The organism is Streptomyces cellostaticus (assembly GCF_001513965.1).
Lineage (GTDB): Bacteria > Actinomycetota > Actinomycetes > Streptomycetales > Streptomycetaceae > Streptomyces > Streptomyces cellostaticus.
On sequence record NZ_KQ948017.1, the window covers coordinates 319,971 to 339,795 of the forward strand.

Consider the following 19,825-nt stretch of genomic DNA (forward strand, 5'->3'; position numbering starts at 1 on the left):
CGCCCGGTCCCCCCTCAGGACCCGTCCCGCACGCGGCCGAAGAGCCGTCCGGCCAGGTCGACGCCGATGACGGTGCCGTCGTGGTCGAAGCTGAAGAAGCCGCGCTGCCCCGCGAGGCCGCCCTCGGTGATGATGTACTCCTGTCCGTCACCGGGCAGGAAGCCCATGGCGGCCGCCGGGTAGTCCGGGGGCATCTCGGTGGCCGATGCCTGACGGATCTCCGGCTTGATCCCGACCGCGAGCGTGATCCGGGACCCGTCGGTGGCGATGTCCAGGTTCATCGCGTCGTTCTCGTACCGGCCGGCGACCGTCCGGGCCCGCGCCGCGTCGTACGGGACCGGCTCCGGGTCCCGCTCCACCACGCCGAGGTGGTACTCGAGGGCCCAGCGGGCGACGGCCTGGTTGAACCGGTAGCCGTCCGGGCCCGCGTTGGCCAGCGAGACGACGGCGAAGTCGCGCTCCGGCACGAGGAGCAGTTCGGCGAACTGGCCGTTGCCCGAGCCGCCGTGCCCGATCGTGCGGACGCCGTCCACCTCGCGCAGGAACCAGCAGATGCCGAAGCCGTCCCCGAGCGTGCTGCCGTGCAGTTCGACCGTCTGCGTCCGCATGCGCCGCAGCGCCTCGGCCGGCAGCACGCTGCCTCCGGTGCCGAGGTGGAACCGGGCCCAGCGCAGCAGGTCCCCGGCCGAGGACACCATGCCACCGCCCGGGTTGTTGCCGCGCGCGCCCGCCTTGGACGCCTTCCACGGCCGCGCGGTCCGCCAGGCCCCGTCCTCGTCGCGGTTGTACCCCACGGCGAACGGCCGGACCATGACGTCGTCCAGGTCGAAGACGGTGTCGGACAGGCCGAGCGGCTCCAGCACCAGCGAGGCCACGGCCTGCTCGAACGCCAGGCCCGTGACCTTCTCGATCACGCGGCCGGCGAGGTTGTACCCGGCCTGGCTGTACGAGGCGCGGGTGCCGGGCGGGGCGATCATCTCCAGCGTGGCCATCTTCGCCACGAAGGCGGCCAGGGAGGGATCGTCCTCATCGGGGTCAATCAGGTTCCAGTCCAGCCCGGCGGTGTGGTTGAGCAGGTTCAGCACGGTGATCCGGGCGGCGGCCTCCTCGTCGGCCAGCCTCAGCTCGGGGACGTACCGGCGCACCGGCGCGCTCAGATCCACCCTGCCCTCGGCCGCCAGGCGCATGAGGGCGGTCGCGGTGACGGTCTTGGTGACGGAGGCCACCGGGAACAGCGTCCGCTCGCTGACCGGCATCGGGTGATCGAGGCTGGTCACGCCATGGGAGACGTACTCCTCCCTGCCGTCCAGCAGCACCCCCACGGACACACCGGGTATGCCGAACTCCTTGGCCGTGGCCGCCACGAAGTCCGACAGCGTCTCCTGCGACATCCTGGTCTCCCCCTCGCCTCTCTTGAACTAAGTACAGGAGACGTTAAACGACTTCCTGAACTAAGTGCAAGAGACCACTTGAACTAAGTTCACCTAGACTTCCGGCCATGCCGCGAAACACGCTGACCCCAGACCAGATCGTCCGTGCCGCCATCGAGCTGCTGGACGAGGCCGGACTGGACGGCCTCAACATGCGCAGCCTGGGCAAACGGCTCGGCGCCGCCGCCACGGCGATCTACTGGCACATCAAGACCAAGGACGAACTGGTCAGGCTCGCCGGGGACGCGATCTGGGTCGAGGTCGAGCTGCCCGATCCCGATGCCACCGACTGGCGGACGGCCGCCGTCGCCGCGGCCACCGGCATGCACACGATGCTGCTGCGGCACCCCTGGTTCGGCCAGGCGTTCGGCAGCCATCTCCTGTACGGCCCCGGCAAATCCCGCTACGACGACCACACCCTCGCCCTCTACGAGCGGGCCGGCTTCGCTCCCGCCGACGCCGACCGGGCAGCCGCCACGGTGTTCGTCTTCGTCCTCGGCAGCGCCCTGGGCTCCGCCGCGCAGGTCTCCCTGACCCGCCGCCTGAGCAGAGGCGGCGGCGACGCGGAACAGCAGCTGGCCGCCGCCATGGCACAGGCCGGCGAGATCGCGATGCGCTTCCCGCACCTGCGCGCCCGCCTCGGCACGACCGCCGCCACGGACTACGCCGCGGCACCGGAGAGCACGTTCACCTTCGGCCTCGGCAGCATCCTCGACGGCTTCGAGACCCTGCTCGCCGCCGAGGGCCGTGGCCGCGACGCGTGAGGGCCGGGTGAGCTGTACGCGCTGCGGCCGGAGGAGTTCGTCGCCACCCGCGACCGGCACGCCGTCAGGGCCTCGTTCGCCAGGATCCACGGCCGGCCCGGTGAGTCAACCGGCTCTCTCACTCGTACGGGTGCATACAGTCGGACCGTCCGTGGCATACCGGGGGCGGCGTCGTTCGGCAGCAGTGTGATGTTTGCAATGCGAAGTGATGGACAGGGGCCGAACGGGCATCGTTCCCCTTCATGCCCCACGCGAACTTCCTGCGGCAGGTGATTGGATGACAACGGCGACGACCCGGACGAACCGGACGCCGCCCGCACAAACCGGCACAACCGCTGCCTCGGGGAGATCCTCCCCGTCAGCGGCGCTGCCCTCCCTGCCGTCCCTCACCGGACTGCGATGGATGGCGGCCCTGCTGGTGTTCGGACTGCACGTCAACAACTTCGGCTACTTCGGAGGTGGCGCCGGGCGGATCGTGTTCTGGGGATTCGGGGCCGGTGCCACGGGAGTGTCGTTCTTCTTCGTGCTGTCCGGCTTCGTGCTGACCTGGTCCGCGCGGCCACGGGACCGCGCGCTCGCCTTCTGGCGCCGGCGCATCGCGCGGGTCTACCCGGTGCACCTGGTCACCCTGGTCGTCGCGCTCCTCATGACGTACACGCTGGCCCACCAGGGGAACCCGACACCCAAGCAGACCGTGGCCAACGTCCTGCTGCTGCACTCCTGGTGGCGCCCGTGGTGGCAGACGCTGAACCCGGTCAGCTGGTCGCTGGCGTGCGAGGCGTTCTTCTACGCCTCCTTCCCGCTGCTGATCCTGCTGCTGCGCCGGCTCGGCGCCCGGGGTTCCACCGCGCTGGGCGGCGTGTCGGTCGCGGCGGTACTGGTGCTGGCGTGGGCGGACGCCCATCACTGGATGACCCAGTCGGTCTACTCCTTCCCCGCCGCCCGCCTGCCCGAGTTCGTCCTCGGCGCCGTCACGGCCCGGCTGGTGGTGCTCGGCCGGTGGCGCGGGCCCGGACTGGAGGCGTCGCTGGCCCTGGCGATCATCGGCTACTTCCTGGTCCCGCAGGTCACGCCCGGATACTCCGCCACGGTCTGCACCCTCGCCGGGTTCACTGTGCTCATCCCGGCGGCAGCCGTCGCGGACCTGCACGGACTGCCGTCCCTGTGGCGGCATCGGCGGCTCGTGCGCCTGGGGGAACTGTCGTTCGCCTTCTACATGGTCCACCTGCTGGTCCTGCGCGCGGGCACGAACCTGCTGGGCACCAAGCCGCAGTTCGGCGTACTGACGGGCGCGGCGGTCACCGCCGTCGCCTTCAGCTTGTCCCTGGGTCTGTCCTGGGTGCTGTACGAGGCGGTGGAACGCCCGGCGAGACGCCTGCTGCTGCGCCGCCGCCGGACCGGCGGCGGTTCCGAACAGCAGCCGGAGCCGGTGCCCTCCAACCGGGAGGCGCCGGCCCCGGCGCGCGACTGAGCCGGTCGGTTTCTACGGGGCCGAGGACACCGGGCGGGGCAGGCAGCGGGCCAGCGGCAGGGCGGCACAGCCGAGGAGGAAGCCGTAGCAGCTGACCAGGCCGTGCCCGTTGTCCTGGGCCAGCCACATCGCGAGCCCGGCCACGGGCGTGACCGCCGCCGGCAGGCGGATCCTGGTGTCCGTGACGGTGAGGAGCAGGGCTGCGGTGAGGGTGGCGGCGAGGAAGTAGGTCGCGCCCGAACTGCCCGCGAAATTGCGCGGATCGGTGCTGTGGGACGTCTCGCCGAACAGGGCGTCGATCCGCTCCGGCAGCAGGATGCCGCCGGCGAACAGGGCCGGCATGAGCGGACCGCCCCAGAACCACTGGGCCGGCGCGGCGACGGCGGCCGGCGTCACGATGTTCCAGGCACCGCCGAGGAACCCGCCGTTCTGCATGAAGACCGAGGTGACCACGCGCCACCAACCCGTTCTGCGGGGATCGCCCTCCAGGGCGTCCATCGCACCCGGCCGGCTCACCTGCAGCAGCACTGCGCCGATCGCCACGGCCGTGAGGGCGACCGCCGCCCAGGGCACCGGCCGACGGCGCAGCGTGTCCTCGCCGATCAGGAGCACGCCGCTCTTGAACATCAGCACCATCAGTGCAGCCGTCGTCACATGGAACACAAGGGCGTTCACGAAGATCGTTCCCCCGTGGAAAAGACCCGGGTCCCGGGTCGGCGCTCACCCTGGCCAGGGGTGCCGAGCAGCCGCACGCCGACCCCTGCTCGAGGGGCTAGGCCTGCTGCCGCATCTGGTCCTCGGCCATCGCCAGCAACGCCGCGTGCGTCTCCGCGTCGGCAGCCGCGATCAGCCCGCCCGCACCGGTGTGCACGGGCCGGCCGTCGATGCCGGTCACCGTGCAGCCGGCGGCCCGGCACAGGGCGATCCCGGCCGAGAAGTGCACGCTGTCGCGCAGGTCGCCGTCGGTGACGTACGCGGCGCGGCGGCCGGCGGCCACCCAGGCGACCGCGAGAGTCGTGGAGACCACCCGGGGCCGGAACCGCTGCCCGAAGCCGGGGTCGGCCATGAGCTTGACCGCCTGGAATCCGGGGGCGTTGGGGAAGGGCGGGTCGAGGTTGACGTCCACCAGCCGCGAGTCCGGCGAAGGCGCCAACTCCTCGTCCGTGCCGTCGTGTCGGACCCGGGCCCGGTGCCCGTCGGTCCAGAACCCCTCGCCGCTGAACGGGTCGGCCGTCGCGGCCGCCGTGATCTCGTCGCCCACCCGCAGGGCCACGTTCACCCCCACCAGCATGTTCCGCACCGCGTAGTTGAGGGTGCCGCACAGCGGGTCGACCAGCCAGCGGCGCGGTGCCGCTTCGGCGCCGGTGCTGCCGCTCTCCTCCCCCGTCACGGCGTCGTCGGGCCGCGCGCTGCGCAGCACCTCGAGAATGGCCTTCTCCGCCGCGAGGTCGGCCGCCGTCGCGAAGTCACCGGCGGACTTCTCGAAGCGGGCGAGGGATCCCCCGTACATGGCGCGTACCACGTCCGCGCCTGCCTGGGCCGCCCTCAGGGCCAGTTGGGCGTCGGACTCCCCGTTGTTGATCAGCATGCAGCCAGGATAGGTCCGGGCCCGCACGGACGGCGGGCGCGGGTCTGCTACGGCCTGCGGGCCTGCCCGGTCGGGGTGAGGGACAGGGTCTGCTCGGCCGCGGTGCGGCCGCCGCCGACCGAACTGCCGCTCATGTCGGTCCAGTTGCGCGCCGGAGTGGTCTCTGCGCGGCGGGCCTGGGACCCGGACAGGGCGAGTACGAGGCCGCTGTAGCGGTTGACGAGACGGTAGGTGCCGTCGCCCGAGGCGCTGCGGACCAGGAACCATTGCTGGCCGACCGCGGGCCCGACGGCCGGGGCCGCGGTGACGGTGGGCCGGGCGCCCCACGCCCGGCCGGCGCGGGAAGCGGAGTCGACACCCAGCAGGCGTCCGTCGGCGGCGTTGGCGAGGGTGAAGGCGCCGTCGCCCGTGGGGGCGAAGATCCAGGACTCCCGGGCCGAGCCGGTGGGGGCGGCGACGGAGGTCGTGGTGGAGCCGCCGGAGGCCTGGGCGAGGACGCGGCCCGTGCCGGCGGCGATGCGGTAGCGGCGGCCGGTGTCCACCGGCGGCGCTGCGGGCCGGGCGGAGTCGATGGTGACGTCGACGTATTCGCCGGAGGCGTCGTGGGAGCAGCCGAAGGAGCAGTACGAACGGAAGGTCTTGCCGACGACGGTGGAGCCGGTCCGGTTGGCGCGGTCGAGGAACCAGCGGTACCAGGAGGCGTTCGTGTAGCCGCCGGTGTCGCCGATGAGGTGCCACTTCTGGGCGGCCAGGTCGTCGGTGGCGTAGAAGTACTGCGGTGAGCCGCCGCTCTGGTCGACGGCCTGCGGTTCGCCGATGTACAGGCCGAGGTAGGCGTCGTAGGCGATGTTCATGACGAACAGCGGCGAGGTCGGGGGCATCTTGCCGGCCGCGATCTGCTCGGCGGCGGTGCCGGTGTTGGCCGGGTCGTACTCGCCGGAGACGGGGGTGTAGCCGGTGGGGTGGTCCGCGTCGACGGGCACGATGTTGCTCTCCCGGCCGCCGGTGCCGGGCTGGGACCAGGAGCCGTCATACCACTTGCGCCAGGAACCGGGCGCCATCTTCGCGGAGATCGGCGCGCGGGCCACGTGTTCGTGGAACGCCTTCCAGCCGCCGTTCTTCTCCACGATCCGGGAGCCGTAGTAGACGTAGAAGTAGCCGGAGGCGGTGTCGACGAAGAGGCGCTGGTCGCCGTCGCCGTAGGAGTACGTCTGGTGCGGGAAGGCCGTCGTGTCCCCGCGCTCGGTGCTGTACGGGGAGGTGAGGACGTGGTCCTTGATGGTCCAGGTGTGGCCCCGGTCGGTGGAGAGGGCGTAGTCGATGGCGTCGTAGTGCAGTCCGTCACCGAAGGGCTGCGGGGTGAACTCGTTGTGCACCAGGCCGTACCAGTCACCGGTGTCGGGGTCGACCCACACGCCCGACAGGTCGCAGTAGTTCTTCTGGGCGTAGCCCGAGCCGGCGGGTGGGTACGTCGCCTCGCGTCCGGTCGGGCTGTGGTTGCACCGCCAGGTGGTGTCGTCGTTGCGGTCGTCGGCGTTGGCGGGGTTGACGGCCTTGCTCAGCGCCTTGTCGAAGGTGGCGCTGTCGAAATCCTTGCCGGTGTAGAAGTCCCAGGTCCGCGGGTCCTTGGCGCCGTAGAGGGCGGCGGACTGCTGGTAGTGGAAGGTGCCGTCCCGGTCGAGGTACGGGGTGGCGGGGGTGTCCGTGGGGTGGGTGAACGGTACGGGAGTGCCCACGGTCACGCGGTACGTCGCCTCGGTGGCCGGAAAGAGGGCGGTGGCCGGGGCCGCGGTGCCGCCGCCCAGGGCCAGGGCGACGGCCGCGGCCATGACGCCGCCTGCTCTGCTCAAGAGTCGCACGGGTGCTCCTTGTTGCCGAAGGGCCGGTTGCACCCGAACGATCCGGCCCGGCGGTTTCCCCCGGCAATGGACTCCCCTGCTCCGGCTCTTGCACTTTCGCGGCGGCGCGCGCGGCTCAGCCCGTGGCCTCGGCGACGGCGGACAGGGGGACGTCCCAGGCCAGTTGGCTGATCAGCGCGTCGTCTTCGGACCGGGCGCCGGGATTTGTGGCGGCGGTGCGCGAAGGGGTGTGGGTGCCGCGGGAGATGCCGCCGCTGACGGTGATGTTGTGCTCCACGCGCGGGCGGCGGTACTGCTCGTACATGGCGAACGCGGTGTGCGGATCGGGGGCGTCCCGCAGGGACTTGGCGAGGACGACGGCGTCCTCCAGCGCCATCGAGGCTCCCTGCCCGGTGGCCGGGGAGGCCACATGGGCCGCGTCGCCGACGAGGAGGATGCGGCCCGCGTGCCAGGCGGTGCCGAGCGGCATCTCGGTGACGTTGGTGACCATGATGCGGTCGGCGCAGGCCGCGACGATGTCGCCGGCGGGGGTGGGGTCCTTGCGCAGGAGGCGGAGCAGCTCGTCGCGCCGGTCGGTGGCCGTGCGGTAGGCTGGCCCGTCGGCGGGCAGCGGGTCGCCTGCGATGCGGGCGAACCAGTACGTCTGCCCCGTGGGCGAGGGCGCGTAGCCGAAGGCGGCTTCGCTGCCGCGCACCATGGTGATGACGCCGGTGCCGTCGGTCACGGGGGCGCCGTCCGTGTAGCCGTAGAAGACGCGCTGGCCCGCATACCGGGGCTGCACCGCGGACCCGAGGACGAGCCGGCGCACGGTCGAGTTCAGGCCGTCCGCGCCGACGAGGAGGTCCGCGGTGGCGGTGCCTCCGTCGGAGAAGTGCGCGGTGACGCCGTCGGGGCCGCCCGCCACGGACACCAGCCGGGTGCCATGGTGCACGCAAATGCCGCGCCGGGCGGCCTCCGCCTGCAGGGCCGAGTTCAGCTCGCCGCGGCGCAGACAGCGGAAGCGCAGGGCCGGGTCGTCCGCCTCGCCCAGCGGTGCCTGTGTCAGCTCGGCGCCCCGGCTGTCGAGCAGGCGCAGCGAAGTCAGCGGAAAACCGATGGCCGTGACGGCGTCCGTGGCGTCGAGCTGGGCGAGGGCGCGCATGCCGTTGCTCGCCAGGGTCAGGAAGGCGCCGAGATCTTCGGCCGCGTCGGGATGCGACTCGAAGACCGTGACGCCGAAACCCGCCTTGTCCAGGCCCAGCGCTGCCGCCGTGCCCGCGATTCCGCCGCCGACCACCATGACGCTCGTCGCAGCCATCCGTGTCACACTCCGCTCCCGCCGACCATGTGGGCTGCATCCATCTAAGGGCAGCGCCGGGTTCGCGGAGAGTGCCGGGGGCCGAGAACCGGACAGGCCCGGGGGTGCGGCGGGGCGGCGCGTGTCCGGTTCCCCACCGGATCCTGCCGGGCCGGTGCTGTCCCCTCGGCCCGGCAGGATCCTTGGCCGGCCTGCCACGCGGCGAGCCGCTCGTGCATGGCGGCTACGTCCCCGGACAGGGCGCCCTTGTCAGCGCAGCCCTGAGGTGCAGCCCGGTGACGTCGGTGCCGCGGGGCCGCAGCTCCAGGCGCACGCAGGTCAGCGGTACGGCGTCGGGGTGGGTGATGGTGTGCGGGTCACGGGCGGTGGCGTAGACCTTGGCGGCGCCGCGGGCGCCCGGACTCCGGGTGACGAAACCGGTTGCTAGCATGTAGCGATCATGACAATTCCGGGGTAGGTATGCCCCTATGGCGTTATGTCGATCACGATCGGGACGGACCAGGTTCGCGGCGTTCACCGCCGTCGTCGCACTCATGGTCGCGGGCTGCCAGGACGGCGGGGGCTCCGCCACCGACGGCGGGCGGCAGAAGCTGACCGTGGCGGCACTGCCGCTCACCGACTCGGCCGCCCTCTATCTCGCCCGGGACCGCGGGCTGTTCGCCAAGGAGGGCCTGGACGTCGACATCCGGCCCGTACAACAGAGCATCCAGGCGCTGCCCGCGCTGATCAAAGGCCAGGTGAACGTGATCGCGAGCGCCAACTACGTCACCTACCTCCAGGCGTACGAGAAGGGCACCCTGGACCTGCGCATCCTCGCCGAGGGCGTCCGGATCGCCCCGCACATGATGGACGTCCTCGTGTCCAAGGACTCGGCGATCAGGACGCCGGCCGACCTCGCGGGCAAGAAGGTCGCCGTCGCCGTCCTCAACAACATCCAGTCGCTGACCCTGAACGCGATCCTCGACGCCCAGGGCGCCGGCCGGCCCGTCTACCGGCAGATCCTCTTCCCGCAGATGGGTCCCGCCCTGGAGCGGGACCAGGTGGACGCCGTCCACGCGGTCGAGCCCTTCGACACTGCGATCCAGGGCGAGCTGGGCGCCCGGGTGCTGCTGGACGCCGGCTCGGGGCCGGCCCTGGGCCTGTCCGCCAGCGGATACGTGACCACGCGGGCCTTCACGCAGAAGTACCCGAAGGCGGCGGCGGGCTTCCGGCGTGCCGTCGAGGCGGCCTCGAAGATCGCCGCTGAGGATCCGCGGGCCGTACGCACGGAGCTGCCGAAGTACACCAAGGTCACCGCGGACCAGGCCAGGTCGATCCACCTGCCCACGTATCCGGTGACCGCCGACGCCGCGCAACTGCGCCGTCTCGTCCGCCTCATGCGCGAACAGGGCCTGCTGAAGAAGAACCTCGACCCGGCGCCGTTGCTGGCCCCATGACGCGACGTCAGGAGCTGCTGCTCGGCGTCCTCGGCGCGGTGCTGGCCTTCGGCGCCTGCGAGGCGGTCTCCCGGGCCGGGCTCGTGCGGCGCAGCTATCTGCCGCCCGCCTCCGACGTCCTCGCCCGGGCCGCGCAACTGGCGGGCGACCGGGCCTTCCTCGACGGCGTCGGGGCCACGCTGCGGGCCTGGGCGCTGGGCCTCGGCCTCGCCTGCGCGATCGCCGTACCGCTGGGGCTGCTGCTGGGCGCGGTGCCGCTCCTCGACGCCGCCCTGCGCGCGATCGTCGAGTTCCTGCGGCCGTTGCCGTCCGTCGCGTTGATCCCGCTGGTGTCGCTGCTGCTCGGATCGGGAACCACGGCGGAGGTGACGCTGATCGCGTACGCGTCCCTGTGGCCGGTGCTGTTCAACACCGTCTACGGCCTCGCCGAGACCGATCCCCTCGCCAAGGACACGCTGCGTACCTTCGGCTTCGGGCGCCTCGCGGTGCTGCTGCGGGTGGAACTGCCCGGCACCGCACCGTTCATCGCCGCCGGGGTGCGGATCTCCGCCGCGGTCGCGCTGATCCTGGCCGTCGCCTCGGAGATCCTGTCCGGGTTCGGCCAGGGGCTCGGCATCTTCATCGCCCAGGCCGAGACGGCCACGGACGGCACCCGGGACGTCCTCGCGGGCGTCGTGTGGGCGGGCACCCTGGGGCTGGTGATCAACGGCGTACTGGTCGGGGCCGAACGGCGGCTGTTCCGCTGGGCCCACGAAACCCCGCCCGCGCGGCGGCAGCCGGGGCCGGAGCGGCAGGAGGCCCGCACATGACGGCGGACCGGCGCCGGGCGCACCGTACTCCGGAGGGCTCCCGCACACACATGTCCCGGACCCCTGACGAGTCCCGCACCGGGCAGGCCCGCACCCCTGATGGCTCCCGCCCCGGCAAGGCCCTCGCCTCTGACGGCTCCCGCACGTGCCCTGCCCCTGCTGTGCAGAACTCCCGCTCCCGTTCCCGCCCGGCCCGTGCCGCCGTCCCCCTGCTGCTGCGCTGGTCGGTGCTTCTGGCCGCCGTCGTCGGCTGGGAGGCGGCCGCCCGTGCGCACGGCAGCGTGTACTTCCCGCCCCCGCTGCGTATCGCCCGCCACGCCCACGGCCTGTGGTTCTCCGGGCCTCTCGGCCACCTGTTCCTCACCCGGGCGGCCGTCGACACCATCCTGCCCAGCCTCGGGCGGATGGCGGCGGGATTCGTGCTCGCCGCCGTCGCCGGGATCGCCCTCGGAATCGCGGTGGGCCGCTCCCGGCGGGCGTACGCGCTGTGCAACCCGGTGCTCCAGTTCGCGCGGGCCGTTCCGCCGCCCGCCCTGGTGCCGGTGTTCGTCGTCGTCCTCGACTTCGGTACGCCCATGCAGGTGGCGTCGATCGCGTTCAGCGCCCTATGGCCGGTGCTGGTCAACTCGGCCGAGGGCGCCCGGGCCACGGACCCGCTGCGGCTGGAGGTGGCCGCGGTGCTGCGGCTGACGGGGCCCGAGCGGCTGTGGTTCCTCGTGCTGCCGTCCGCGCTGCCCCGGATCTTCGCGGGCCTCAGGCTGAGCCTGTCGCTGTCCCTGATCCTGATGGTCTTCTCGGAGCTGCTGCCGGGGACCGCCGACGGCATCGGCTTCACGCTCACCGACGCCCAGACCCGGTCCGACCTGCTCACCGTGTGGTCCGCGCTGATGCTGCTCGGCGTCCTCGGTTTTCTCCTCAACACCGGCCTGCTGGCGGTCGAGAGGCGGCTCATCGGACCGGGGAGGTCCTCGTGACGGCAACGGTGCGCGACGCGGTCGTCCGGTTCCTGCGGGACACCGGCATGACGACGGTCTTCGGCAACCCGGGTTCCACGGAGCTGCGCATGGTCCGTGACTGGCCGGACGACTTCACCTATGTGCTCGGGCTCCAGGAGTCCACCGCCGTGGGTATGGCGGCCGGACACGCCCTCGGCACCCGGCGCGCGGCTTTCGTCAGTCTGCACTCGGCCGGCGGAGTGGGGCATGCGCTCGGCGCCGTCTTCAACGCTTTCCGCGACCGGGTGCCCCTGGTGATCGTGGCGGGCCAGCAGGCACGCGCGCTGATCCAGCTGCGGCCGTTCCTCGGCGCCGACGACCCGGCCCTGTTCCCGCGTCCGTACGTGAAGTACGCCCGCCAGCCGGAGCGGGCCGAGGACGTGCCGGCCGTGCTCGCCGAGGCGTACCGGATCGCGATGACGCATCCGCGCGGCCCGGTCTTCGTCTCCGTGCCCGAGGACGACTGGGACCGGCCCGCCGAGGCGGTCGCGCCCCGCATGGTGCACTCCGCGTTCACGGCCCGCCCGGAGGTCCTCGCCGGCCTCGCCGCCCGGCTCGACGCCTCAGCCCGCCCAGCCCTGGTGGTCGGCCCCGGCGTGGACGACGAGGACGCGCTGGACGAGGTCCGGGCGCTGGCCGAGCGGCTCCGGGCCGGGGTCTGGATCAGCCCCCTGTCCGGCCGCTCCGGGTTCCCGGAGTCGCACCCGCTGTTCCAGGGCTTCCTGCCACCGGTCGCCGGCCCGCTGGCCGCACGCCTGGCGCCGTACGACGTGGTGGTGGCCCTCGGCGCACCGGTGTTCACGTACCACGTGGCGGACGGCGGGCCGCCGCTTGCGCCGGGCACCGAGCTGTTCCACCTGGACTGCGATCCGGGGCAGGCCGCCTGGCTGCCCACCGGCACCAGCATCGTGACGACGCTGGGGCCCGCGCTGGCCCGGCTCGCCGAGCTGGTGAAGGAAGCGGACCGCGACCCGCCGCCGCCCCGCCCCGCACCCCCGGCGGCTTGCGCGCAGGGGCCTCTCACCCCGGAGCTGTTCTTCGATCTGCTGCACGCCCGGCTGCCGCGCGACCGGGTGCTCGTCGAGGAGGCCCCCAGTCATCGTGACGCCCTGCACGCGCGCGTGCCGGTGGACCTGAGCGGCGGCTTCCTCACCACGGGCAGCGGAGCGCTCGGCTGGGGCCTGCCCCTCGCGGTCGGCCGGGCGCTCGCCGACGGCCACCGGGTGGTGTGCGTGGTCGGCGACGGCTCGGCGCTCTACTCCGTGCAGGCCCTGTGGAGCGCGGCCCGGTACGCGGCACCCGTCACCTACGTGCTCCTCGACAACGGCGGGTACGGGGCCGTCCGCGCGCTGGGCCGCCGGATCGGTATCGCGCACGTTCCCGGTACGGACATCGAGGGCATCGACTTCACGGGCCTCGCGCAGTCCTTCGGCTGCCCCGCGGCCCGCGCCGAGCGCCCCGACGAACTGCCGGCCGCTCTCGACCACGCTCTGGGCCTGGGCGACGACGCGGGCCCGTTCCTGCTCCAGCTGCGGGTGACCGGCAGCGCGGGCGCCCTGTACGAGCCCTGGGCCGGGTGAGGGATGCTGCGTCTCGACTCCGTGCGCCAGCGCTACGGCGACCACCCCGTGCTGGACGGCATCAGCCTGACCGTGCCCGATGGCCAGCTGCTGTGCGTCGTCGGTCCGTCCGGCTGTGGCAAGTCCACGCTCCTGCGCACCATCGCCGGGCTGCTGCCCGCGCACGAGGGCACGATCACGGTCGACGGCACTCCGGTGACCGGCGTACCCGAGCGGCTCGCGGTCGTCTTCCAGGAGTACGGCCGCTCGCTGCTGCCCTGGCTCACCGTCCGCGACAACGTGGCCCTGCCCCTGCGGCGCCGGGGCCTTCGACGGGCGGCCCGGCACGCCGAGGCCGAGGCCATCCTCGAACGCGTCGGCCTGTCCGGGGTGGCCCGCCGGCATCCCCGGCAGCTCTCGGGCGGAATGCAGCAGCGCGTCGCCATCGCCCGCGCGCTGGTCTGCCGGCCCTCCCTGCTGCTCATGGACGAGCCGTTCGGCTCCCTGGACGCCCGTACCCGCGAGGACCTGGAGGACCTGCTCCTCGAAGTGCACCGCGCCGACGGCACGACCATCGTGTTCGTCACCCACGACATCGACGAGAGCGTCTACGTCGGCGACCGCGTCGTCGTCCTCTCCCACGGCCCCGGCTCTCGTGTCGTCCGGGATCTGGCGGTCGACCTGCCCGGCGAGCGCGACCAGATCGGCACGCGGGGCCTGCCCGGTTTCGTGGCGCTGCGCACGGAGGTGGGACGGGCGGTGCGGCACGGCGAGTGAGGCCGGGGCATCCTGGGAGCCGTACCCGGAGGCCGGGAGGTGCGGGCATGCGGTGGTGGGCCGGTGGTTGCGTGGTGGCCGCGGTCGTCGTGCTGGCGGGCTGCGGGGCGTCGACAGGCTCAGGGGCCAGGTCGTCCGGGAGCCGCTCGCCGCAGCCGTCGCACCCGGCTGCGTCCCCCACCGCGGCCACGGCCTCCGCGTCGGCGGGCACGTGCGCCGCCGGGCATGCGGAGGTCATCGTCTCGCCCGGTGATCCGGTCCGGCGGCGGCTGTGCGTGCGGCCCGGGACCGTGGTGACGCTCGTGCTGCGGCCGCGCGTGGACGACAAGCGGTGGGCGGGCGCGCTCAGTTCCGCCCCCGCCCTCGTGCTGCCGTCCGGATGGCGCCTGGACGGTGACGGCACCGCCCACGCGACCCTGCGGTGCGCGGGCACCCGGGGCGGTACGGCCGAGATCACGCTGGAAGCCAAGGCACCGGATGTGGCGGGTGCCGCGCGGGGCGTGTTCACGCTGGAGGTGAGCGTGGTGCCGTATCCGCAGAACGGGTGACCCCGCGGCTGCCGGGGTCACCCGTTCCTCGGCCCTGCGGGCCGGTCAGTCGAGGTCGCGCAGCCTGATGGCGTGGATGCCCCGGCCGTGGGTGGCCGCGTACAGCGTGCCGCCGTCCGGGCTCGTCTTCAGCTGGAGCACGGCGACGGCCGGGAGGCGCCCGACGCGCTGCCACTTGGTGTGGCCCGGCGCCCGGTGGACGACGCCGAGGTCGGTGGCGACGGCGAGGCCGCCGTCGGCCGTCACCAGCGCGGAGTCGGTCGGCACGTCGGGGAGGTTCGCCGAGATGTCCGTCCAGGTGGTGCCGCCGTCCGTGGACTCGAAGACATGGCCGACGCCCGCGCCCGGGCCCTCGGTCCAGTGCCGGGAGAAGCCGTTGACCGCGAGGAAGACGTGGTCGGCGTTCTTCGGGTCGATGGCGAAGCCGCTCAGGTAGCGGTTGGGCACGGTCCCGTCCGCCGGCAAGGTGATGTCGTGCCAGCCGGTGCCGTCCGCGTTGCCGACGGCGATGCCACGGGCGAAGCCCTGGTTGTTGCACGGGCCGCACCAGGCGGCGTAGATCTTCCCGCCGGAGGCCGCGACGGCGGTCGCGACCCGGCCGGCGCCGAAGTCGTGCACGCTGGTCCACTCCGAGCCGCTGCGGATGGCGTAGCCGTGGTTCTGCACCCAGATGTGGCGGCCGCCGGCGATCCAGGTGCCGCTGTCCTTCGCGTCGGCGGCGAGCGGGGCGATGAAGCGGGCCTCGCTGGTGGCGTTGTCGGCCGGCGCGACGTTGTACGACGTGACCTTGCTCGGGTCCGTGGCCCAACTGCCGTCGTTGACAGCACAGTTCTGGGTGATCTGAACCGCGAGGTAGACGTACTCCTCAGCGATGTCGCAGCCGTTGGCGGGGTCGGTGAGGGTGTCGCCGCCGTCGCCGCCGAAGTCGGAGCCCATCACCTTGTCGTTGCTGCGCAGCACGGACTGGCCGTTGTCCTGCAGGCCGCCGGTGACGGACAGGCCGCCGTGGTCGAGGTCCCTGCCGATGCCGACGGAGTAGTACTGGAGGGTGTCGATGGTGCCGTCGTTGAGGGACGTCCAGTCGGTGGCGTGGCCGGAGGCGTCCTGGGAGCCGCCGGCGGGGCGCTTGTAGACGCCTCCGTCGTTGCCGACGTACACCCAGCTCCTGCCCTGGTAGCGGCCGATCGCCACGCCGTGCTGGTCGGAGTGGGTGGTCTGGTGACAGTCGCCGGTCTGCCGGGCGGGGTCGATGCGCCAGCAGGAGAAGGGGAAGTTCCAGTACGGGCCGACCGTGGACCAGGTGGTGCCGCCGTCCTTGGTCTCGTAGACCTCCTCGAGACCGGCGTACACGTGCTGCGGGTCGCTCGGGTCGACGGCGAGGAACTGGTTGTACCAGGCCTGGACGCCCGGCATGTAACCGGCTGTGGTCAGCGCCGAGTTGTCGGCGGCCAGGCCCTTGTAGTCGGCGATCTTCGTCCAGGGGCCGGCCGGCGAGCCGGACTTGGAGACGAAGATGCCCTCCAGGCCGCTGTCCGGGTTGGTGTTCAGCTGCTCGGGCGACTGGTCGATGGCGTAGTAGCGGGAGCCGTCGGCGGAGCGGGCGAAGGTGACGTTGCCGATGTTGTCGGCGTCGGCGGGGAGGTCACCGAGGCCGCCGGTGATCCGCGTCCAGGTACCGCCGGTCTCGGTGTAGAAGCCGTTGTAGTCGTCGCCGCTGCGCCAGCCGACGGCCAGGACCACCTTGGACGGGTCCTTGGGGTCGATGGCGATGTCGTTGGCGATGTTCTTGTACGGGGCGGCCGGGTCGCCCGCCTTGGAACCGCCCGGCAGATAGTCGGGGTTGGGGGCGAACTCCAGCGTCCAGGGGCCGCTCAGCCGCTTCATGGAGTGGCTCCACACGCCTTTGCTGGTGGCCGCCCACACCTTGCCCCCGCCGAAGCGCAGTTCGTGGATGGTGGTGCTCTCCAGCTCGGTGCTGCCGACCCGGCGGCGCGGGGAGAAGGTGCCGTGGTGCGGGTGGGCCAGGACGTAGACACCGCTGCCGAGGTAGGCGTCCGCGTTGGTGGTGGCCTCGCCGGTGCCCAGCCACAGCCGTCCCGCTCCGTCGACGGCGAGGGCGCCGGTGGACTGGGCCGGCAGCCGGTCGCTGATGGGCTGCCAGTGGCCGCCTCCGGTGCGTGAGCGCCACACTCCGCCGCCGGCGCTGCCCGCGTAGACGTAGCCGTCGTCGTCGGCCGCGAGCGCGGCCATGCGGCCGGTGACGTTGCCCGATCCGCCGCTGGAGTTGGAGTCGATGTCGCGGTAGCGCGGGTCGTCGGAGTTGTACGGCAGACCGGTGATGTGGCGCCAGCTGCCGCCGGTCTCCGGGAGCTTCTGAAGGCTGCTCCAGGCGGCGCCGTACGCACCCGGTGCGACGACACCGGGTGAGGTGCGGGCCTCGGCGTACTGATCGGCTCCCTCGGCGATCTCGTCCGCCTCGTTGCCGTCGTCGTCATCGGCCCGCAGATGCGGGGAGATGACGCCCACCGACTTCTGGCGCTCCTTGGCGAGCCGGTCGAGCGTACGGACTCCGAAGGGGACGGCGCCGCCGTGACCGGAGGCGGCGGACGGGGGTATCGCGACGAGCGCGGCGGACGCGGTGAGCGCACAGACGGTGAACCACCGTCTTCTGCGGGTGGGCACAGGCACCAGAACCTCCCGGACGGGCATCGACACTGCCGACGCAGGAGACCCGACCACACGCACAGGAAAACGTCCGCCACTTGACGCGCATTTGACGAGTACCTGCCAGTAACTGCCCGTCCGGCCCGCGATGTTCCGGGGGTCAGTCCGAGCGAGGGCCGCCCGTGGGCGATGCGGCGTCGGCCGTCCGGTCCTGGGTGCGCAGGTGGCCCACCGTCTTCAGCAGCCGGTCGGCGGGCTCGCGCAGCCGGGGATGGGCCAGGACCGTGTTGCGCAGGCCGCGTACCGGCCGGCGCCACAGGCGTTGGGCCAGGGCCACGGGGTGCGGGCGGGCGGCGAAGCCCTCGCAGACCCGCAGTTCACGGGTCTTGAGCCAGTCCTTGTACTCCTTGTCGCCGCGCCCCAGGTCGACCAGGGTCACCCCGTGTCGGGCGGCCGCCTCGGCCGTCCTCAGGTGCATCATCAACCCCGGTGAGTAGTAGTGGAGTTCGGGGTCGTACGCGGTGAACCAGGCGGCCAGGACCGTGCTGGAGCGGGGACCGAAGTGGGCCGCGACCGGACGGTCGCCGGCGTAGAGCACGGACAGCACGCCGGTGAAGTGCTCCTCACGGACGTGGAAGAGGTGGTCCACCAGGTCGACGATCCAGGGCCGCGAGAAGCGGTCCATGCGTCCCGTCCGGCGGTACTGGGCGGACTTCCACCGCATGAGCGTGCGCAGGGCCTGGGGATCGCGCTCGTCGAACACGAACCGCACCTCGCCGATGTCCCGCCCGAGGCGGCGCTCCTTCTTCAGGGTCGTCTTGGCCAGTCCCGGGTAGGCGCCGCGCAGCCACTGCGCGTAGTCGCCGTCGCCGGGCTTCACATCGATCACCGGTGAGGCGAAGGTGCCGGTGACGTACGGGGCGAACGGCCGCTGTTCCTGGACGAGATGGTCGAACTCGAAGATGCTGAGCCCGCAGGCGCGCAGCAGTTCCCCGGCGTCCCAGGTGACTCCGGGCCGGTGCACGAGCCCCTGGCAGTCGGACAGCCCGAGTCCGATGGCCCGGCCGGTGCCGAAGGGCCCCCGCTCGTACGGGAGGAAGCCGACCGGTTCCCCGCCCTCGCGCAGCACCGCCACCCGCGTGCCGCCGCGGTGGCGGCCGACCCCGATCGTGAACTCCGGTGCCAGGAACGGGTTGGCGTATTCGGGCGACTCGTCCATCGCCCGGTGCCAGGCTCCGCGCAGTGCGGAGGTCAGGTCGCCGGGTCTGTGGATGGTGATCTCCACGTCAGCCCTCCCGCCCTTCCGCCGGCTCCGCGAGCGATGGGCCGCCTGCGGCACAGGCCGGTGCGGCGTGTGGATCATGGCTCATGGATCGCATGGGCGACCGCTCCCCCCATGACGCGCCGGGCGCGTCCTGCCATTTCTGCCGATGTCTACGGATCCCCTCCGTGCGCCGATGCCCAAACGTCGCGAAACCGTACGCACACTGTCAAGGGTGCCTCAGGCGACGGATGATCCGCCATGGGTCTGCGGACATCGGTGACGAGTCAGGACGGATTGCGTGATTGTCCCGCTCTTCCGGCCGGGCTGCTCCCCTCAGCCGGGCCTGCGTGATGCGCCCGCTTCCTCATCCGGGCCGCACCGCCCCGCCTGCGGGAACGGGACGAGAGCCTGCTGGTGCGGATCGGCAGCTCCAGCCTCCTGGCGGCTGCCCGCCGCTCCTGGCGCCACACTTGGCCACGAAGGCTGCGAGGGACGCGCCGGGGGTCGGTTACGCCCGCGAGCTGATCCGGTCCGGCATCGACACCGCGACCGCCGTCCCCGGCGCGTTCATCTCGGGCGCCGACCACTTCGCCCACGCGGGCACCCCGCCGACACCGGCCGGCCCGTCGCGGAATTGGACCGACGATCCGCCGATCGAGAGGATTTCCCGAGCCGTTCGCGAACGCCATGCTCCGGCAGCCGTCCGAGCAGGGTCTGGTGCGCACGGCCCGGCGGCACCAGAGTGGATCAGCGTCCGGAGCACCACGGCACCTACGAAAGGCGGTACGCCTTGTCCTCCCCAGAGCAACCCGGTGATCTGCTGGCCACCATGCCCTTCGCCGCCGGTCTCGGCATCGAGCTGCGCGAGGCCACGGCCGAGCGCACCGTCGGCAGTCTGGGCTGGTCCCCGGACATCTGCACGGCGGGCGGTGCCCTGCACGGCGGGGCGCTGATGGCGCTGGCGGACAGCGTGGGCGCCGTGTGCGCCTACCTCAATCTGCCCGAGGGGGCCGCCGGTACCTCGACGGTGGAGTCCAAGACCAACTTCCTGCGGGCGGTCACCGCCGGGCGCGTCCACGCCACGGCCCGCCCCCTGCATCTCGGCGGCACCCTCATGGTGGTGCAGACCGATCTGCGCGACGACCGGGACCGGCTGGTCGGCCAGACCACGCAGACCCAGATCGTGCTCCGGAAGAACACCGACTGAGCCGCACCGACACGAAGGCCGGCCCCGGCATCCGCAGGGGCCGGCCTTCGTCGTGCCCGGCCGTGATCCGCACCGCCGTATTGACATGAACCTGCGTCAACCCCGAGGCTTCGTGCTTGAAGTTGCTCGATTGGAGCTCGTTTCGAGCGCTTCCGCG

16 protein-coding genes and 1 pseudogene are annotated in these 19,825 nt (G+C 72.5%); 9 read left to right on the top strand and 8 right to left on the bottom strand.

The features are described 5' to 3' along the window. Positions 1-14: 14 nt before the first annotated feature. Positions 15-1,391: a serine hydrolase domain-containing protein gene (locus tag AQI88_RS08590; protein WP_066994460.1), complete on the bottom strand. Its 1,377-nt coding sequence runs from the start codon at positions 1,389-1,391 to the stop codon at positions 15-17. 107 nt (positions 1,392-1,498) lie between these two features. Between AQI88_RS08590 and AQI88_RS08595 the strand changes: the two genes are divergently transcribed. Both AQI88_RS08595 and AQI88_RS08600 read left to right on the top strand, forming a co-directional pair. Further along, positions 1,499-2,194: a TetR/AcrR family transcriptional regulator C-terminal domain-containing protein gene (locus tag AQI88_RS08595; protein WP_066994463.1), complete on the top strand. Its 696-nt coding sequence runs from the start codon at positions 1,499-1,501 to the stop codon at positions 2,192-2,194. A gap of 277 nt (positions 2,195-2,471) precedes the next feature. Next, on the top strand, positions 2,472-3,665 hold the full coding sequence (locus AQI88_RS08600) for an acyltransferase family protein (protein ID WP_066994466.1): 1,194 nt from the start codon (positions 2,472-2,474) through the stop codon (positions 3,663-3,665). Between the two features lie 12 nt (positions 3,666-3,677). On the opposite strand, the gene AQI88_RS08605 is transcribed toward AQI88_RS08600, so the two are convergent. From AQI88_RS08605 to AQI88_RS44890, 5 genes and pseudogenes are all read right to left on the bottom strand, one after another. After that, a complete protein-coding gene (locus tag AQI88_RS08605) occupies positions 3,678-4,340 on the bottom strand; it encodes a hypothetical protein (protein WP_066994469.1) in 663 nt (220 codons plus the stop codon). Between the two features lie 97 nt (positions 4,341-4,437). Continuing rightward, positions 4,438-5,253 (bottom strand): inositol monophosphatase family protein, encoded by an 816-nt coding sequence (locus AQI88_RS08610; RefSeq protein ID WP_066994471.1) that lies wholly within the window; start codon positions 5,251-5,253, stop codon positions 4,438-4,440. 47 nt (positions 5,254-5,300) lie between these two features. Next, positions 5,301-7,112 carry an RICIN domain-containing protein gene (locus AQI88_RS08615; protein WP_317932714.1) on the bottom strand — a complete coding sequence of 604 codons (1,812 nt, stop codon included), beginning with the start codon at positions 7,110-7,112 and terminating at the stop codon, positions 5,301-5,303. A gap of 115 nt (positions 7,113-7,227) precedes the next feature. Beyond that, complete coding sequence (locus tag AQI88_RS08620) at positions 7,228-8,409, bottom strand: FAD-dependent oxidoreductase (RefSeq protein ID WP_066994474.1); 1,182 nt, start codon at positions 8,407-8,409, stop codon at positions 7,228-7,230. Positions 8,410-8,728: 319 nt separating this feature from the next. Next, a pseudogene (locus AQI88_RS44890) lies at positions 8,729-8,803 on the bottom strand (short-chain dehydrogenase); the annotation flags it as partial. A gap of 139 nt (positions 8,804-8,942) precedes the next feature. On the opposite strand from AQI88_RS44890, the gene AQI88_RS08630 reads away from it, so the two are divergent. Genes AQI88_RS08630 through AQI88_RS47550 form a run of 6 tightly spaced genes read left to right on the top strand, consistent with a single transcriptional unit; the run spans position 8,943 to position 14,533 of the window. Beyond that, complete coding sequence (locus AQI88_RS08630; RefSeq protein WP_079057465.1) at positions 8,943-9,845, top strand: ABC transporter substrate-binding protein; 903 nt, start codon at positions 8,943-8,945, stop codon at positions 9,843-9,845. After that, positions 9,842-10,654 (top strand): ABC transporter permease, encoded by an 813-nt coding sequence (locus tag AQI88_RS08635; RefSeq protein WP_066994484.1) that lies wholly within the window; start codon positions 9,842-9,844, stop codon positions 10,652-10,654. Before AQI88_RS08630 ends, AQI88_RS08635 begins: the two co-directional genes overlap by 4 nt. Positions 10,655-10,704: 50 nt before the next feature. Then, positions 10,705-11,628, top strand: a complete 924-nt coding sequence (locus tag AQI88_RS08640) for an ABC transporter permease (RefSeq protein WP_079057486.1) — start codon at positions 10,705-10,707, stop codon at positions 11,626-11,628. After that, positions 11,625-13,229, top strand: a complete 1,605-nt coding sequence (gene mdlC / locus AQI88_RS08645; protein WP_079057466.1) for a benzoylformate decarboxylase — start codon at positions 11,625-11,627, stop codon at positions 13,227-13,229. The genes AQI88_RS08640 and mdlC overlap by 4 nt, the downstream gene beginning before the upstream one ends. A 3-nt stretch (positions 13,230-13,232) precedes the next feature. Beyond that, complete coding sequence (locus AQI88_RS08650; protein WP_066994487.1) at positions 13,233-13,985, top strand: ABC transporter ATP-binding protein; 753 nt, start codon at positions 13,233-13,235, stop codon at positions 13,983-13,985. A 47-nt stretch (positions 13,986-14,032) separates the two neighbouring features. Then, positions 14,033-14,533 (top strand): hypothetical protein, encoded by a 501-nt coding sequence (locus AQI88_RS47550; protein ID WP_244184091.1) that lies wholly within the window; start codon positions 14,033-14,035, stop codon positions 14,531-14,533. 45 nt (positions 14,534-14,578) lie between these two features. Here the strand turns inward: AQI88_RS47550 and AQI88_RS08660 are convergent, their stop codons facing one another. Continuing rightward, on the bottom strand, positions 14,579-17,221 hold the full coding sequence (locus AQI88_RS08660) for a beta propeller repeat protein (RefSeq protein WP_107118514.1): 2,643 nt from the start codon (positions 17,219-17,221) through the stop codon (positions 14,579-14,581). Between the two features lie 136 nt (positions 17,222-17,357). Beyond that, complete coding sequence (locus tag AQI88_RS08665) at positions 17,358-18,482, bottom strand: GNAT family N-acetyltransferase (protein WP_066994499.1); 1,125 nt, start codon at positions 18,480-18,482, stop codon at positions 17,358-17,360. Positions 18,483-19,290: 808 nt separating this feature from the next. Between AQI88_RS08665 and AQI88_RS08670 the strand changes: the two genes are divergently transcribed. After that, positions 19,291-19,668, top strand: coding sequence for a PaaI family thioesterase (locus AQI88_RS08670; protein ID WP_066995047.1), 378 nt, complete (start codon positions 19,291-19,293; stop codon positions 19,666-19,668). The last annotated feature ends 157 nt before the right edge of the window (positions 19,669-19,825 follow it).